Source organism: Cupriavidus sp. 86D6, from assembly GCF_057815095.1.
Genome location: NZ_JBYPSB010000005.1, coordinates 135,834 through 151,757, shown reverse-complemented (window position 1 = coordinate 151,757; position 15,924 = coordinate 135,834). Strand labels below are relative to the sequence as shown.

The following is a 15,924-nucleotide window of genomic DNA, read 5'->3' as shown; positions in this document are numbered from 1 at the left end:
CTGCCGCGCGCCTTGATAAGAGTGTGCCCGCTGCGGCCTGAATGACAATTGGACCAAGGACCAAAGGCATGGGGCTAAGGCATCACGCTACGTACCAGATCCACCAGCTGTGCAGCGTCGAAAGGTTTGCGCAGATAGCCGACGGCGCCCGCCGCCAGGGCCTTGTCGCGTGCCTCGGGCACCTCGTGGGCGGTGATGAAGATCAGCGGCAAGGCCAGGCCGGCCAGCTGCTGCTGCACTTCCAGCCCGTCGATCCCGGGCATGCAGACATCGAGAATCACGCAGAACGGCCGATAGACCGGCCTGCCGTGGATGCGGGAAAGGAAATCGGCGCCGCTGGTAAAGGTGTCGACCGTGATGCCCGCGGCACGCAACAGCCGCGACGTGGAGCGCGCCACTGACGCGTCGTCGTCGACAACCACCACGAAGTTTCCCGTAGCACCCATTTGCACGTTGCGCAGCCGATCGTAAGCACGTACTGATTAGGCTACGAGACAGGCGCGGCGGGCGATATTGGCCCATGGTCCAGCGAGTGCGCGGGATCTTGCGCCAAACCGGCGCAGGAAAGGCCGTGCTCAGGCGGCCGGATCGGCCACCATGCCCATGCGGTCGGCAATGCGGACGAGTGCCGGCAGGGAATCCACTTCGAGCTTCTGCATCACGTGGGCGCGATGCACCTTGATGGTTTTTTCGACCGTGCCCAGCCGGTTGGCCACCTGCTTGTTCCGGAATCCCGTCACGATCCACGCCAGCACCTCGCGCTCGCGCGGCGTCAGGCGGTCGATCTTCTTCTTCAGGTCGCGCAATTCGCTGGCCTGCGCAAACAGGCGCGCGGCGCAGTCGCAGCCCTTGCTGACCGCGGCCAGCAGTTGCACGTCGGATACCGGCTTTTGCAGGAAGTCGATGGCGCCCGCCTGCATCGTCAGCACCGCGCTGGCCACGTCGGCATGCCCGGTCAGGATGATGACCGGAATCCGGCTGCACAGCGCCTGCTGCAGGTCGATGCCGCTGATGTCTGGCAGCTGCAGGTCCAGCAGCATGCAGCCGGGTGCGTTGTCCAGATCGGCTTCTTCCAGGAACTGGCTGGCTGACGCAAACCCGGCGCTCAGGTAGCCATGCGCGCCCAGCACACGGCCCAGCGCGCGCCGCACGCTATCGTCATCGTCAACGATGTAGATGGTGATCCTGGTTGCGAGCATGGAGTCCTACCTCCGGGAAAATGCAGTCCTGAACCGGGCCGCAACGACCGCATGTCCGCGATGATGCGTCGTGGCCGAGGCCGGAAGCTCGGTGCGCAGCAGGCACTCGAACGTCATGCCCCGGTCGCTGTTCCGGATGGCGCGCAGCCGGCCGCCATTGCGTTCCATGAGCGCGCGGCTGAACGACAGGCCCAGGCCCATGCCCTTGGGCTTCGAGGAAAAGAACGGGCGGAAAATCTTGTCGAGGTCGCCCTCGGCCACGCCGCAGCCGTTGTCGCGCACGGTCAGCTTCAGCAGGCCGTCCTGCGCGGACGCGCCGACCGATACCTTGCGCGCACCACGTGCGTGCGCTGCCTCCACGGCATCCAGCGCATTGACCAGCAGGTTCAGCAGCACCAGCTGGATTTCCATCGGGTCGCCCACGGCGCGCGGCAACGCTTCATCCGCCGTGCCATCCACGGTCACCTCGCGCGTCCGCGCTTCGTCGCGCACCAGGTCCAGCGCACGCGCGATTACGTCGCCAATCTGGAATGGCACCAGGTGAGGGGCCTCGCCACGGATCAGCGCCCGCACACCCTTGACGATGTCGCTGGCGCGCGAGGCGTCGCTGACGATGTCATCGAGGATGTCCCGGATCTCGCCCTGATCCGGCGTGCCCGACATCAGGTACTCGCGCGCGGCCTGGGCGTTGCTGGTGATGGCAGTCAGCGGCTGATTCAGTTCATGCGCCAGCGACCCGGCCAGTTCGACCATGCCGGGGCGGCTGGCGATGTCGGAGAAGGGACTGGTATCGATCACGCGCAGGGTATCGCCCCGGCGCCGCGGTGCGGCGCGCGGTCGCGGCAGCACGCCCGTCGCCAGCGCGACGGACGCCCCCAGCAGCAAGATCGTGACCCATCTCATGGTCGGACACGCACGCTCAGATATCGAGCTTGCTGATCTTGGTGCCTTCCAGCGACAGATTGGCCATCAGCCCCGCGTTGGTCAGCACGAATCCGACGATGGGCGCGCGGGCCGTGTTGGTGTCGACCTGCCCGTTTGCGCCGATGGTCGCCAGCGCCACCGATCCGTCCACGCCGGCCGTCCAGCCCTTGCTGGCCTCGAACGCCTTCAGCGCGTCGTCGGTCATGAACATCAGGATGAGCGCCTTGGACTGTGCGCCGGCCAGGAAGCCGAACGATGCGGTCGTGGTGCGGTAATAGCCCACCGGCGCATTGTTCACCCGCAGCGACCCTTCGCCATACTCGGCACCGACGATGAAGCCCGCGGCCAGGATCTTCGGAAAGACGAGTATGCCCTTGGCCTCCTGCGACAGCGCCTGCGCAGAACTGGCAGACGAGAACAGCTTGCTCATGGTGCCGTCCACCCCAGCATCGATCTCGCGTCGCTTGGCCGCCGCATCGCTGCCGGACATGTTGGTGGTACAGGCAAACAAAGCCGGCGCCAATGCCAGTGAAGGCAGGCTCATGAACAACCGTCGATTCATTATGGTCTCCCAAACAGAACGGGGAGCCAGCCAGGGCGAGCGGGCCCTACGACGGGCAGCGGCCAACTGCGGGCCGCTGCGCCCAGATCCATGGAACGTCCCTGTGCGTGACTACCCCACGCCAAACACGATTGATGCTTATTGCTTTTTCTGGATATTCCGTTAGTGCCCTATCAAAGTAGGTCGATGGCTTCACGATTGCAATCTTTACTTCTCTTCATCCGTAAAGATGAAACACGGCAGAAAAAAATATCAGCACACGCGGTGCCTGACATTAATCTGGCGTTCATATTGAAGCGCCCGCCGCGATACCCGATACTGCCCGGCAGGACGCGCAATCCATACTTTTCGCGACAACTCACCGGAATTTAAAAGCCTGCTTAGCATCCGCCGGCATGCCAGGGACAATTGGCACGCCGGGGTCCGCGCCAATAGCCAAATAAGGAAAGCCGGAAGAAAAAATGCCCTGGCCCGGTGTTCCCACCGGCCAGGGCATTGTGCGGGTCGGACGCGCAGCCGGCGCGGGCCTCCTGCCTAGTCGGCGTTGCCCGATGTCACGGGCTGCAGCAGTTCGGGCGCCACCTTGCTCCATCCCGAGCCGGGATCGAAAGTATCGATGGCGGCAGCCCGCTTGCCGGTGTCACGTCCAAGGTCGCGCTCGTAGACCTGGCCGTCGTGGCTGACCATGAAGCTTTTGATGCCGGTATCGCCATAACGGGCGGGCCACGCCAGCACCGCAAACCCGCCGAACAGCTTGCCGTTGACCAGATACGTGTACTTGCCGCCGGGGGCGGTCGGGCCCTGCCCGTTGAGCAGCTTGAAGCGATAGCCGTTATAGCCGTCCGATGCACTGCGATGGCTCGACACGGCATCGATGAACGCCGGCCCCAGCGGGCTCTCCGGTTCGCCCGCGCGGGTGGGCCAGTAGAGTCCGTCCTTCTTGCCCGGCGAACTGACCAGCTTGCGCGCATAGACCGTCAGGCCATTGCCCTCGTGGTTGCCCAGCGCGTAGTCGTGCTGGGCGTCGTAGATCGCCAGCATGGTCTGGATGGTAGACAGTTCGTTCCGCCCGATGCGCCGCAAGCGGATCTCGTCGATGCCCTGCTTCGCATCGAAATGCCAGCGCCCGTTGGCTGCCTTGACCAGCGGTATCGGCAGCGTCCAGCCATTGTTGCCCACCACCACGCGCGCAGTGCCGTCTTCGCCACCCTCGATGCGGTGCGACTGGCTCCACGCCGACAGGAAGCGATATCGCTGCTCCGCGCCCACCGGCGGGATCAGGCGGCGGGACGCCGGGCCCAGCAGCGCCGTCATGGCCGCGTCATTGCTCGTGGCCACGGCCTCACCAAACGCATTCATGGCGGCCTCCGGCGTATCGAACGGTTTCTGGGCCTGCGCAGCCGACATCAGCGCCGCGCCCAGCACCAGCGGCAGGACGTTACGCGCGATGCGCGACGGCAGGATTGCTTTCATTTCACGCATGCCTGACACCTCGTGGTTGTCATCGCCATTTCCCGCTACCGACGGCCGCCGCCACCGCCGCGCCCGCCGCCGCCGCCAAATCCGCCGCCTCCACCGCCCCGGCCGCCGCCACTCTGGAAGCCACCGCCACCGCCGCGGCTGGCACCGCCGCCCTGGAAGCCGCTACCTCCGGCACTGCGCTGGGCTGCGCCCTGTCCGCCGCCGTAGCTACCGCCCGAGCTGGCACGCCCGCGATCGAAGTCGCGCTGCGATGTTGCGCCGCTGCCGCCCACGCCCTGGAACGCGCTGTCCCGGCCGCCGCCACTGTAGCTGGTGCGATTCGCGCCAGCGCCGCCGCGATCGCCGGCGCCCCCGCGATCCGTTGACATCCTGTCGCCAGTACTGGCGCGGTCGCCGCCCACACCCTGACCCCGGTCGCCCGCGCGGTCGCTGCCACGGTTGCCGCCCCGGTCGGCCGAGCGGTCGCCGGCCCGGTCACCAGCGCGATCGCCCGCGCGATCCGCACTGCGGTCGCCGGCCCGGTTGCCGGAGCGATCTCCCGCGCGATCCCCGCCCCGGTCTCCCTCGCGGCCCCGGAAGTCGTTGCGCCGGTCCGCGCCCCCGACGTTGTTGCCGAATTTCTCGCGCGTGGCGTTGTCGCGATAGGCCACGCCCTTGCGGTGGCTGGCATCGTGCTTCCACTTGCCGCCTTCGACGCTGTTGCGGTTGAAGTTGCGGTCGATGTTGGTGGCACGGTTCACGTTGATGTTCACGTCGCCGCCGCCCCAGTTGCAGTTGCCGAAGATCGCGCCGGCGGCCGCCAGGCCCACGCCCCAGGCAAACCCGGTGGCCAGCGCGGCGCCCGGATAGTAGGCCGGATACGGCGGCCAGTAGTACGGCGGATAACTCGGATAGCCCCAGCTGCCGTAGGCCGTCGCCGGGTTGTACGCCGGCACGTAGATGACCTGCGGATTGGCGGGCTCGATGACGATCGTCTGCTGCGAGCCGCTGCTTTGCGTGGCCGGCTGGACCGTCACGTTCTGCTGCTCGTTCGACTTCAGGTTGCCGGACTGCTGGGCCTTGTTGCGCAGCCGCTGCACGGCCGCCAGCACGTCCTTTTCCTGGGCCAGGAAGGCATCGCCAAGCTTCTGCGTCCAGTCGAGCTTGTCGTTCATCGGCTCCAGCACCTGCGGAAACGCCACCAGCGACTTCACGCTGACGTCCCACGGCTGGTCCTGCACGGCCTTCACGGCGGCGTCGCCCTTCAGGCTCGAATTCGATTTCTGCCAGCGCGCGGCCTGCACGATTTCCAGCGGATAGGTCGAAGCCATCAGCACCTGCGACAGCACCGAATCCGGATATAGCGCGATGGGCGCCACCAGGGCCTCGATTTCCTCGGGCTTGAAGGTCTGCTGCCCCGCTGTCGCCTGCGCGCCCTGCGCGGGCGCCTGTGCTGGCGCCGGCTGCTGCCCGGGCGCTGGCTGCGCCAGGGCGCTGCCCGTGGAGACCAACAGGCCGGCAAGCATCCAGTGGCCGATGCATCGCATGCGCCGCATTTGTTGCCCGCTGCCACCCCTCATGGCATCCCTCCGCAAAATGGTGCCGACGTCCCCTTCTCCGGCTGTCAGCACAACATATAGATGGCCGCCAGACGCGCCGCAATGGAACCTTGGGCCAATAGGCCGCTCGCCGGACCCGGTATCGCGTTGTCCATACGGCTTTGGTCCAATTCGCAAGCCGGCCCGCGCTGGCGTACGCTTTGCAGCATTGCCGAACGCCGCCGGGCCTATCCGGCCGACCCCCCAATGGGCCGCATGACGCTTCCAGGATCCGGTTTCGTCCGTCGGCGCTGCCTGACTGCGCTGGCGGTCGTCGTGCTCGCCGTGCTGCTGTGGGGCGGCGCGGGGCCCGCGTATGCGCAGCAATCTCCCGATTTCCAGGTGGTGTTCGGTCCGGCCGTGCAGCGGCAGGCCAACGCGGTGCTGACCCTGATGAGCTTTTCGGTGGTGCCCGACCTGGCGTCGAGTTCGCTGTCGATCTCCAACGGGCAGACCGCCAACCCCGGCATCATCATGTCGCAGCTGGGCGGCGGCTTCACCCTCAGCAAGTCCACGCCGATCTATCTGGAAGGGTCGATCGCCTACAGCCGCTACGACCCCACGTTCGTGGCCTCGAACGGCACGGAGTCGCGCGAGCTGCCCACCCGCTGGAACACGGTAGCCGGCACCGTCGGTATCGGCTGGGACTTCCCGTTGACCGAGAGCAAGGAACTGGTGTTCCGTCCGATCTTCAATGCCTCGCTGGGCAATGTGTCCAGCGACCTGCGGCTGGCGCAAGGCTTCGTGAACCGCAAGACCGATCGCACCATCAACTTCCTCGACGGCGGATCGCTCAATGCCTATGGGCTGGGCGGCTCGGTGATGATCGACTGGGAACACTACCGGCCCGAGCACGACATTGACGTCGAACTGCGCTACACCAATATCCACCTGAAGAGCTTCGGCGGCTCGTCCGATGCCGTGCAAGGCTCGGCCATCGCCCAGACCGCCAACCTGTACGCGCGCTGGCGCGCCCCGACCGGCTATTTCGCAATGGATCGGCCCGTGCGCTATGTGATGGAGCTGTCGCACTCCCACTACCTCGGCGCGCAGGCCGGGGCGCTGGGATTCAACTACCTGACCACGCTCGGCCTGGGCCTGGAACTGGACACCACGGCGCACGAAGTCTTCGTCACGCGCGTGCGGGCCGTGGTGCGCTACGTGTTCGGCAACAACGTGTCCGGGGTGTCGCTGGGCCTGGCCGCCAGCTTCTGATCCCGCTCACCCCTCACGTCGCCCGCACACTCTGACTGGCTCGGAAACCTCCGAGTCAGTCATTCTTTGTGAAATTTTCGAAGTTCTCCGAAATATCTCTTCCGTCCCGATCTTCGATTGACCCACCGTAGCCGAATGGCTTACGTTGGCGCCCGTTGTTGAAGAAACACAGGCGCCGGGTCGGGTCATGTCGATGCCGAACACGCATCCGCCCGCCCATAGCCAGCCGTCGCCCCCAGCGACCAGCAAGCCTCCGCGTCACACCTACTCCGCCCCCCTTCGACCGCGCCCGCGCGCCTGTCGCCTGACAGGCGCAATGGATGCCCGCATCCGCCCCGATTGTTGTCGTCAACGCTGGAGTTCAGTTGTGCAGCAGAAAATCCTTTCGTCTTCGATCCGCGTACTGGTGTCCGGCGCGGCAAGCACCGGCACCGTCCTTACGATCACGGCGCTCCCACAGATCGCCCATGCCCAGCCCGCCGCGGTGCTGCCGGCGGTCACGGTGACCGGCAAGGGCATCGAGAACACCAACGAAGCGCCCACCGGCATCGCGCGGCTGCCCGATACCGTGAAGGAGACGCCCAAGACCATCTTTGTCCTGCCGCGCGACGTGCTGGAGCAGCAGCAGGTGAGCTCGCTGGAACAGGCGCTGAAGAACGTGCCCGGCATCACGGTGTCGACCGGTGAAGGCAATGGCGGCCAGAATGGCGACCAGTTCCGCATTCGCGGCCTGTCGGCCAAGGGCGATGTCTATATCGACGGCCTGCGCGACTTTGGCGCCTACCGGCGCGACATCTTCAACACCGAAAGCGTCGAAGTCATCAAGGGCCCTGCCGGCGAGAGCTTCGGCGTGGGCAATCTGGGCGGCCTGATCAACCAGACCTCGAAGAAGGCTGGCAAGGGCACGCGCACCAGCATCGACCAGAACTTCGGCGCCGGCCCCACGTACCGCACCATGCTGGATGGCAACTACCAGCTCGGCACGACCACGGCCGTGCGCGTCAACGCCATGTTCCAGGACGGCAGGACCCCTGACCGCGACCACGTGGACGACGACCGGCGCGGCCTGGCCGTGGACTTCGGCACCGGCCTGGGCACGCCGACCGAATGGCACCTGAACTACGCCTACCTGCACCGCAGCGGACCGCCCGACTACGGCGTGCCGATGGCACAGGGCACCGACGGCGTGTACCGGCCGATCACCGAGTACGACGTGCCGGGCCTGTCGCGGTCCACTTCGTACGTGCGCAACACCGATCGTGACACGAGTGATGCCCATGTGGTGACTTCCCTCTTGCAGACGGCACTCGGACATGGCATCACACTGAACAACGACACGCGCTTCAGCTACTACGACCGCGACTTCTCTGGCACCAACCCCGCGGGGGTCAACCAGGCCACCCTGCAGAAGCTGCTGGCTGGCGGCAACGCGCGGCTGCGGTACGGTGCGCGCGGCGGCATGACCTACATGCAGCGCGGCTGGGGCCTGCAGAACGTGCTGAGCGCCAGGGGCGAGTTCCATACCGGCAGCATCCGCCACCGGGCCATGGCCGGGCTCGACGCGAATTACCAGCGCGATCATCGCGACATCGGCAGCTGGACCGGCCGCCTGAACAACCAGACCATCGTCGATCCGGTCTTCGACGCCAGCAAGAATGCCAGCGTCAACTACGTGGCCACGCGCGACGCCAATTCCACCAACGTCGGCGTGTTCGTGAACGACCGCGTCTGGCTGACTGACCAGGTCTCGCTGCTCGGCAGCCTGCGCTGGGACTACTTCCGCAGCGAATACGAGACCAGCGCCTCGGCGGCGGGCGGCACGGCGGACTCGAAAAAGCTCAGTCCGGCCATCAGCGCGATCTGGGAACCGACGAAGAACGCCATGTTCTACGCGATGTTCTCGCGCTCGTACCGGCCGGTGGGAACCGACATCGCACTGGCCGTGGGCGGCGTGCAGACCGAGGAGCCCAAGGCCGGCGTCGCCAGCGAACCGGAGCGGTCCGACACTGTGGAAGTGGGGACCAAGCTCGACTTCCTCGACAAGCGCCTGGGTGTGACGGGGTCGCTGTTCCAGATCCGCAAGTCCAACGCCTACACGGTGGACCCGGTGACGGGCGCAGTCGCCAACGGCTTCTCCGACAGCGGCGAGGGGCGGCGCATACGCGGCGCGGAGGTGGGGCTGACCGGCAGGATCACCACGAACTGGTCGGCCAATCTGGCCTATGCCTACCTGGATGGCGAAGTGACATCGGCCTCCATCCCGACGCTGGTCGGCAACGTAGCACCCGGCGTGCCGCACCACAACCTGACGCTGTGGACGGCATATGACATTCCGCACGCGCTCGTGCCATTGCCGGGCAAGCTGACGGTGGGCGGCGGGGTGCAGTACGCGTCCGGCTACTGGGCGAATTCGGAAAACACGGGCCGCGTGCCCGACACCTTCTCGCTCGACGCCATGCTGGCCTACCGGCAGGGCAAGTTCCGGGCATCGCTCAACGGCTACAACCTGACCAACAGCCTGAACTATGCGTCGGCATTCCAGGCGACGCGGGCCGTGCCGGCTTCCGGCCGTACCGTGCTGCTCAACGTTGGCGTGACGTTCTGATCCCGCCGACACCGGCCGGCTCCCTCACTGTGGGTGGGAACCGGCCGTCCTCCCTGAGGAATCGCCACCATGCTGATCCGTATCCCCGATGTCCTGACCCCTGACGAAGTGCGCACGCTCAGGCGTCGCCTGGAGGCGTCGTCGTGGGTCGATGGCCGCATCACGGCCGGCGACCTGGCCGCGCAGTCCAAGGCCAACCTGCAGCTGCCGACGCACACCGCCGAAGCCCTGGAACTGGCCGACTTCGTCCTGCAGGCGCTGGGCCGCAGCGCCGCCTACCACTCGGCCGCGCTGCCGCTGCGCGTGCTGCCGCCGATGTTCAACCGCTACGAAGCCGGCATGACGTTCGGCACGCACGTCGACAACGCCATCCGCACCATGCCGGGTACCGGCGGGCTGCGCATGCGCGCCGACGTGTCCAGCACGCTGTTCCTGTCCGATCCCGACGAGTACGACGGCGGCGAACTGGTTATCGAAGACCTGTTCGGCACCCACGCCGTCAAGCTGCCGGCCGGACATATGGTGGTGTATCCTGCCTCGTCGCTGCATCGCGTCACGCCCGTCACGCGCGGATGCCGCTGGGCCTCGTTCTTCTGGGCCCAGTCGATGGTCAAGGACGACGGCATGCGCACGACGCTGCACGAACTCGACATGACGATCATCGGCATCCGCACCCGGCTCGGCGACGGCGACGAAGCGGTGCTGTCACTGGTCAACCACTATCACAACCTGCTGCGGCGCTGGGCCGAGCTTTGACGATGATTCCTGCCGATACCGTTTCCGCGCGCGACTATGAACGCCGCTTCCACGAACGCGTGCATCCGGCCATTGCCGCGTATATCGCCGGGTACTCGGCCGACGGTATCACCCAGCGCGACAACCTGGCAGCCTTCGAGCGCATCCGCCTGATGCCGCGCGCCCTGGTCGACATGTCCCAGGCGTCGGCGCGATCGGAACTGTTCGGCCGGCCGCTCGACTATCCGGTGCTGATCGCCCCCACCGCCTATCACAAGCTGGCGCATCCCGATGGCGAGCTGGCCACGGTGCATGCGGCGTCGCTGACGCGCACCTGGATGACGGTCAGCACGCAGGCCAGCGTCACGCTCGAAGACATCGCCCGCACCGCCACCACCACGTTGTGGTTCCAGCTTTACCTGCAGCCGCGCCGGGAAGACACGCTGACGCTGGTGCGCCGCGCTGAACAGGCCGGCTACCAGGCCATCGTGCTGACCATCGATGCGGTGGTCAATGGCATCCGCAATGTCGAGCAGCGCGCGGGGTTCCGCCTGCCCGACGGCATCGGCGCAGTCAACCTGGCTGACTTTCCGCCGCCGGAGGCCCACGACGCCAGCCACGGGAGCCCGGTGTTCCGCAGCATGCTGCGCCATGCGCCGACCTGGCAGGACGTGGCATGGCTGTGCCGCCAGACGGCACTGCCTGTCCTGGTCAAGGGACTGCTCAATCCGGCCGATGTCCGGCCCGCCCTCGATGCCGGCGTCGCAGGCATCATCGTCTCGAACCACGGCGGCCGCACGCTGGATACGGTGCCGGCCACCATCGACGCGCTGCCCGCCGTGGCGCAGGCCGTGAACGGTGCGGTGCCGATCCTGCTCGACGGCGGCATCCGGCGCGGCACCGATATCGCCAAGGCGCTCGCATTGGGCGCCAGGGCCGTGCTGGTCGGCCAGCCCGTGCTGCATGCGCTGGCCGTGGGCGGCATGCCCGGCGTGGCACACCTGCTGACGATGCTGCAGACCGAGCTGGAAGTGGCGATGGCCCAGTTGGGCTGTCCGCGCCTCGATGCGCTGGACGGTGCCGCCATTCAGCCGCGATAGACCAGGTTGCCACCCCCCAATCTCTTCTGCCGCGCACCGGATGGCGTGATGTTCGAGCTCAATACGCGCTCGGACGCCGCCCCCGAGTATCAGGGGACGTTCGACGACTGACTCCGCAAGCGGGATGCCCGCTTCAGTTCCCGACGGGCGCTGCCGTTATACCTACCGGGCATTTATCCCCGCGCATCCGCGCCGACCCCGTGCGGCGATGCGCGCCCGATCTAGCTGAACGGAGCCAGCAGTGAGTATTGACAGCATCATGTCGAAACAGGTGGCCACCGTGGTCTTCGATGACACGTTGGCAACGGTGAAGGACATCTTTGACGCCGCGAGCTTCCACCATCTGCTGGTGGTGGAAGACGGCAGGCTGCACGGCGTGGTGTCGGATCGCGACCTGCTGCGGGCCATGAGCCCGTTCATCGGCAGCAATGTGGAATCGGCAAGGGATCTCAATACCCTGAACCGGCGCGTCCATCAGATCATGTCCCGCCAGCCGATCACGCTGCGCCCGGAAGCCGCTATCGCCGACGCGATCGACCTGTTCCTGACGCACCAGGTGTCCTGCATTCCGATCGTGGACCCGCAGTTCCGGCCGGTCGGCATCGTGAGCTGGCGCGACATTCTGCGCGCGCTGCGCCCCGAGACACCGCAGCCAGCAGACGGCACGGCAGCCGCCGGCACTGCCTGATCGGTGTGAAAGCGCCCCGGCCGGCCTAGGCGGCGGCGCAGGCGGCGGCGTACAGCGGCAGGGCGACCGTCACCGTGGTCTGTCCATCGCCCGAGGCAGCGGCAATGGTGCCGCCGTGCAGTTCCACGATCGAGCGGCAGATGGCGAGCCCGATCCCCATGCCGTCGTCCTTCGTGCTGAAGAACGGTTCGAAGATCCTGGCCAGTTGCTCCGGTTCGATGCCACGGCCGTTGTCGATGACTTCGACCACGGCCATGCCGGCGGCACCGTGCCGCGTGCGCAGCGTCACCCGGGCAGTGCCCGGCGAGCCATCGCGCCTGGCCTCCACCGCATTGAGCAACAGATTGAGCATGACCTGCTGGATCTGCACGCGGTCGCCATGTACCGGCGGCAACGTTGTATCGAGATCGAGCCGCAGATCGACGCAGGCGACGCTGATCCGGCAATCGGCCAGCGGCAGCACCTCGCGCAGCGCGTCGTCCAGCCGGAAGGGCTGGGGCGGCAACGGTTCGCGGCGCATCAACGCGCGCAGGCTGCGGATCACGCGCTCGGCGCGTTCGGATTGCTCCTGGATGCGGCGGATTCCTTCGCTGACTTCCCCGGCCATCGGGGCGTCACGCTTCATCCAGCGTTCGATGGTGCCGGCTTCGATGCGGATGGCGGTCAGCGGCTGGCGGATTTCGTGCGCGATGGACGCCGCCAGCGTGCCCAGCGTGGCTACGCGCGACAGATGCACCATCTGCTCCTGCAGGCACTGGATGATGGCCGTGTCGCTGCGGCATGCGCCAGCGTCCGCGCCGGCACCGCTCAGGTTTTCCTGGATACGCCGCTCGATGGCCTGTGCGACGTCACGCACCATGCGGATGGCGTCCAACTGGAATGCGGCGGCGTCCGAGGGCGGGTCGCTTTGCGGTGTCACGGCGGCATCTCCAGTTGGCAACAATCCAGCGCCGCCGGCGGCCGGGGCAGAAAGCTCGTGGCTTCCGGCGGCGCGCCATGCGGCAGTCAGACGCAATCTACGACACGCCTCAGGAATTGACTTGTCGATTTGTGCCGCGCCTTGTACGTCTGTGCCGCATTGCCGCGCTATACGTGCCTGAAATGCCACCGAGGCGACCCCGCTGCTTCGGCGGCCCTTGGGCAGCCCCGCCTTCTGTCAGCCGAGATAGCGGCGGCGCCAGAGGCCGGGCGCCATGCCCGTGTGCCGCGTAAAGACGCGCGTGAAATGGCTCTGGTCGGAAAAGCCGCAGGCCACGGCGACCTCGGCCAGTGGCACGGCGGCGTCCCGCAGCAGCGCGCAAGCGTGTTCCACCCGCTGGGACTGGAGCCACTGATAAGGCGTCTGCCCGGTGGTATCGCGAAAGGCGCGCGTGAAATGGCTGCGTGACAGCTGGCAGGCGTCGGCCACGTCGGCAATCGACAGGTCGCCGTCGAGCTTGGCGGCCAGCAGTTCCTTGGCGCGGGCCACGCTGCGTGGCGACAGCAGGCGGTTGACCCTGCGCGATGCCACCGGCTCGTCGCCATACTGGCTGACCAAATGTACGCCGATGGTCAGGCTCAACTGGTCGATGAACAGCCGGCACGCATGTTCGGGATGGCTCAGCGCCGGCACCATCGCCTGGGCAAGGTGCGCCAGCACGGGGTCGGGCTGACCGGCGGTCTCTCGCAGGGCGCGTTGACGCACACGGCCCATCTCGCTGCTGGTGCGCTCGATGAAGCTGCGCGGCAGCTCCATCAGGATGAAATCGAAACGGGTCTGGTAATCGGCTTTGTAGTCCTCGGACAGGCTGCGGACGTAGATGTCACCGGCCGCGAAATCGTGCGTGCGCGCGTGGCGCCCGGCAATGATGCGGCGGCGGTGGCCGGCCCCGAGGGCGATGCCCGCCACAAAGCCGCGCTCGGCCGCCGGCATGGCGATCTGGCCCGACTGCAGGCGCGCGCTCTTGCGATAGAACTGGATGTCACTGCCCGCAAGGGCCTGGTCGGCGCCGAGCTTGTCTGCGGAGCAGCCGAACGTATCGACCGGACCCGGCGGGACCATCGGGACGGAGGTGGTTTGGGTTGTCGACATGGCGAAAGTCCGCGATGAATCACGATGATGCCGCCTGATTCTTACCAGATCCTTGCAGAAGCAGGCCGGCGCAGCATAGCACGCAGGCTGCGCCCACTGCCTGGCGTCCCCGCCGGCTATCGCACCATTCCGGGGCGGCGTCCGGCAGCCAGATCTTCTGATCTTCTGTCATCCCGGGCGGCCCCGGTTGGAGTAGGCTTCATGCTTGAGCCATTTCCCAGCCCGCACTGCCCGTCCTTCATGAAGCCCTTTGTGCGCGTGGATGACCGCCACGCCTTCGACACCATCATCGACGCGCGCTCGCCGGCCGAATTCGAGATCGACCATATGCCGGGCGCGATCAACTGCCCCGTGCTCGACAACGAGGAGCGGCGCATCGTCGGTACGCTGTACAAGCAGGCCGGCGCCTTCGAGGCCCGCAGGCTGGGCGGCGCCCTGGTGGCCGCCAACCTGGCCCGCCACCTGCGCGGCCAGTTTGCCGAGCGCCCGCCTGACTGGCGGCCGCTGGTCTACTGCTGGCGCGGCGGGCTGCGCAGCGGTGCGATGACCACCTGGATGCGCATGGTCGGCTGGGACGCCCAGCAGCTCGGCGGCGGTTACAAGTCGTGGCGGCGGCATGTCATCGCCACCCTGGACACCCTGGCGCCGCAACTGCCGCTGGTGGTGATCTGTGGGGCTACGGGAAGCGGCAAGACCCGCGTGTTACAGGCCCTGGCAGCCCACGGCCAACAGGTGGTCGATATCGAAGGGCTGGCGCGGCACAAGGGATCGCTGCTGGGCGCGCTGCCGGGCGTGCCGCAGCCCTCGCAGACCCGTTTCGAGACGACACTGGCCGACGCCATCGAACACATCGACCTGTCCCGTCCGCTGTTTGTGGAAGGCGAAGGCGCGCGCATCGGCCAGCTCAACCTGCCGGTGCCACTGGTGGCGCGCATGCGCGACAGCCTGTGCCTGGAGATCGACGTGCCGTTGCCCGCCCGGCTGGCCTTCCTGCTGCGTGACTACGCCTACCTGGGCGACCGTCCGGAATGGCTGGCCGGGCAGCTCGGACGGCTCAAGGCGCTGCATGGCAAGACCACCGTCGATGCCTGGCAGGCCATGGCGCGGGCCGGCAACCTGCCGGACCTGTTCGCCGAACTGGCCACCCGGCATTACGACCCGTCGTACGCGCGTTCGCAGCGCAGGCATTTTCATCGCTGGGACGATCGCATGACCATCGCGGCGGACACCCTGTCGGCCGACGGCATCGACGCGCTGGCGGCCGCCATTGCAGAGCAGGTCGGCGCGCGCTGGCCGGGGTAGATACCGCCTGCATCACACCGCGCCGCCGCCCCGCGCCCGGAACGAAAGATGCGAGACCTCGCGCATAACGGATCAACCGGAAGGCTGCAATGGATCGCATGCGGTATAGCGATGACGACCTGGAGGCGCAACGGCAACAGGCCCTGATCGAACGAGACATATTCCCGGTGGACCACCGGATACAACGCCTGCGCCGCGAGATTCGCGCACGGCTGCGACATTTGCGCCTGCTGAAGCGGAAAGGGTATCCGGTGGCGCATTCCGAGCGGCTGCTTGGACTGATGTGCCGGACGCTGGCCGTGGACCGCGCCTATCGGCGCGCGATGATGAAGGCGATCCGGGGCCGCCTCCGATAATTCACGGTCGCCCCGGCCACGCGGCGCTTCCATGTAAGCCCTACAACCGACCGGCAAATATGGGGGCCGGCGCCACACCGGCCGGCGGCCTGTCTGCCCCGCGCCGCT

General features: G+C 67.0%; 15 protein-coding genes and 1 pseudogene. 8 read left to right on the top strand and 8 right to left on the bottom strand.

Annotated elements, in window-relative coordinates; translation table 11 throughout:
- Positions 1-74: 74 nt before the first annotated feature.
- The 6 genes from AC3G88_RS14065 to AC3G88_RS14040 form a co-directional block, all read right to left on the bottom strand.
- Positions 75-446, bottom strand: a complete 372-nt coding sequence (locus tag AC3G88_RS14065) for a response regulator transcription factor (RefSeq protein ID WP_487522382.1) — start codon at positions 444-446, stop codon at positions 75-77.
- Between the two features lie 129 nt (positions 447-575).
- Positions 576-1,199: a response regulator transcription factor gene (locus AC3G88_RS14060; RefSeq protein WP_487522383.1), complete on the bottom strand. Its 624-nt coding sequence runs from the start codon at positions 1,197-1,199 to the stop codon at positions 576-578.
- 6 nt (positions 1,200-1,205) lie between these two features.
- A complete protein-coding gene (locus AC3G88_RS14055; RefSeq protein ID WP_488772140.1) occupies positions 1,206-2,102 on the bottom strand; it encodes a sensor histidine kinase in 897 nt (298 codons plus the stop codon).
- A gap of 16 nt (positions 2,103-2,118) precedes the next feature.
- On the bottom strand, positions 2,119-2,685 hold the full coding sequence (locus AC3G88_RS14050; RefSeq protein WP_488772141.1) for a BPSL1445 family SYLF domain-containing lipoprotein: 567 nt from the start codon (positions 2,683-2,685) through the stop codon (positions 2,119-2,121).
- Positions 2,686-3,219: 534 nt separating this feature from the next.
- Positions 3,220-4,167: a DUF2950 domain-containing protein gene (locus AC3G88_RS14045; RefSeq protein WP_488772142.1), complete on the bottom strand. Its 948-nt coding sequence runs from the start codon at positions 4,165-4,167 to the stop codon at positions 3,220-3,222.
- A 35-nt stretch (positions 4,168-4,202) separates the two neighbouring features.
- The gene (locus tag AC3G88_RS14040) at positions 4,203-5,702 is read right to left on the bottom strand and encodes a DUF3300 domain-containing protein (RefSeq protein WP_488772143.1); all 1,500 of its coding nucleotides are present in this window, start codon (positions 5,700-5,702) and stop codon (positions 4,203-4,205) included.
- 258 nt (positions 5,703-5,960) lie between these two features.
- Here AC3G88_RS14040 and AC3G88_RS14035 point away from each other — a divergent pair, with 258 nt between their 5' ends.
- The 6 genes and pseudogenes from AC3G88_RS14035 (at position 5,961) to AC3G88_RS14010 (ending at position 12,087) form a co-directional block, all read left to right on the top strand.
- Positions 5,961-6,959, top strand: a complete 999-nt coding sequence (locus tag AC3G88_RS14035) for a hypothetical protein (protein ID WP_488772144.1) — start codon at positions 5,961-5,963, stop codon at positions 6,957-6,959.
- Between the two features lie 367 nt (positions 6,960-7,326).
- Positions 7,327-9,564: a TonB-dependent receptor gene (locus AC3G88_RS14030; RefSeq protein ID WP_488893456.1), complete on the top strand. Its 2,238-nt coding sequence runs from the start codon at positions 7,327-7,329 to the stop codon at positions 9,562-9,564.
- Between the two features lie 69 nt (positions 9,565-9,633).
- Positions 9,634-10,320, top strand: a complete 687-nt coding sequence (locus AC3G88_RS14025) for a Fe2+-dependent dioxygenase (RefSeq protein WP_488772146.1) — start codon at positions 9,634-9,636, stop codon at positions 10,318-10,320.
- 2 nt (positions 10,321-10,322) lie between these two features.
- Complete coding sequence (locus AC3G88_RS14020; protein ID WP_488893455.1) at positions 10,323-11,399, top strand: alpha-hydroxy acid oxidase; 1,077 nt, start codon at positions 10,323-10,325, stop codon at positions 11,397-11,399.
- Between the two features lie 24 nt (positions 11,400-11,423).
- Positions 11,424-11,510, top strand: a pseudogene (locus AC3G88_RS14015) (VOC family protein); the annotation flags it as partial.
- 130 nt (positions 11,511-11,640) lie between these two features.
- Complete coding sequence (locus AC3G88_RS14010) at positions 11,641-12,087, top strand: CBS domain-containing protein (RefSeq protein ID WP_488772148.1); 447 nt, start codon at positions 11,641-11,643, stop codon at positions 12,085-12,087.
- A 25-nt stretch (positions 12,088-12,112) separates the two neighbouring features.
- On the opposite strand, the gene AC3G88_RS14005 is transcribed toward AC3G88_RS14010, so the two are convergent.
- Together AC3G88_RS14005 and AC3G88_RS14000 are read right to left on the bottom strand one after the other, a co-directional pair.
- The gene (locus AC3G88_RS14005) at positions 12,113-13,006 is read right to left on the bottom strand and encodes a sensor histidine kinase (RefSeq protein ID WP_488772149.1); all 894 of its coding nucleotides are present in this window, start codon (positions 13,004-13,006) and stop codon (positions 12,113-12,115) included.
- A 237-nt stretch (positions 13,007-13,243) separates the two neighbouring features.
- On the bottom strand, positions 13,244-14,158 hold the full coding sequence (locus tag AC3G88_RS14000) for an AraC family transcriptional regulator (RefSeq protein WP_488772150.1): 915 nt from the start codon (positions 14,156-14,158) through the stop codon (positions 13,244-13,246).
- Between the two features lie 240 nt (positions 14,159-14,398).
- On the opposite strand from AC3G88_RS14000, the gene mnmH reads away from it, so the two are divergent.
- Both mnmH and AC3G88_RS13990 read left to right on the top strand, forming a co-directional pair.
- On the top strand, positions 14,399-15,460 hold the full coding sequence (mnmH, locus tag AC3G88_RS13995; RefSeq protein WP_488772378.1) for a tRNA 2-selenouridine(34) synthase MnmH: 1,062 nt from the start codon (positions 14,399-14,401) through the stop codon (positions 15,458-15,460).
- 89 nt (positions 15,461-15,549) lie between these two features.
- A complete protein-coding gene (locus AC3G88_RS13990) occupies positions 15,550-15,816 on the top strand; it encodes a hypothetical protein (protein ID WP_488772151.1) in 267 nt (88 codons plus the stop codon).
- The last annotated feature ends 108 nt before the right edge of the window (positions 15,817-15,924 follow it).

Bases quoted from the DNA above. Each gene is read 5' to 3' on its own strand.
- AC3G88_RS14065 (WP_487522382.1), bottom strand. From the start codon at position 446: ATGGGTGCTACGGGAAACTTCGTGGTGGTTGTCGACGACGACGCGTCA.
- AC3G88_RS14060 (WP_487522383.1), bottom strand. From the start codon at position 1,199: ATGCTCGCAACCAGGATCACCATCTACATCGTTGACGATGACGATAGC.
- AC3G88_RS14055 (WP_488772140.1), bottom strand. From the start codon at position 2,102: ATGAGATGGGTCACGATCTTGCTGCTGGGGGCGTCCGTCGCGCTGGCG.
- AC3G88_RS14050 (WP_488772141.1), bottom strand. From the start codon at position 2,685: ATGAATCGACGGTTGTTCATGAGCCTGCCTTCACTGGCATTGGCGCCG.
- AC3G88_RS14045 (WP_488772142.1), bottom strand. From the start codon at position 4,167: ATGCGTGAAATGAAAGCAATCCTGCCGTCGCGCATCGCGCGTAACGTC.
- AC3G88_RS14040 (WP_488772143.1), bottom strand. From the start codon at position 5,702: ATGCGGCGCATGCGATGCATCGGCCACTGGATGCTTGCCGGCCTGTTG.
- AC3G88_RS14035 (WP_488772144.1), top strand. From the start codon at position 5,961: ATGACGCTTCCAGGATCCGGTTTCGTCCGTCGGCGCTGCCTGACTGCG.
- AC3G88_RS14025 (WP_488772146.1), top strand. From the start codon at position 9,634: ATGCTGATCCGTATCCCCGATGTCCTGACCCCTGACGAAGTGCGCACG.
- AC3G88_RS14020 (WP_488893455.1), top strand. From the start codon at position 10,323: ATGATTCCTGCCGATACCGTTTCCGCGCGCGACTATGAACGCCGCTTC.
- AC3G88_RS14000 (WP_488772150.1), bottom strand. From the start codon at position 14,158: ATGTCGACAACCCAAACCACCTCCGTCCCGATGGTCCCGCCGGGTCCG.
- mnmH (WP_488772378.1), top strand. From the start codon at position 14,399: ATGAAGCCCTTTGTGCGCGTGGATGACCGCCACGCCTTCGACACCATC.
- AC3G88_RS13990 (WP_488772151.1), top strand. From the start codon at position 15,550: ATGGATCGCATGCGGTATAGCGATGACGACCTGGAGGCGCAACGGCAA.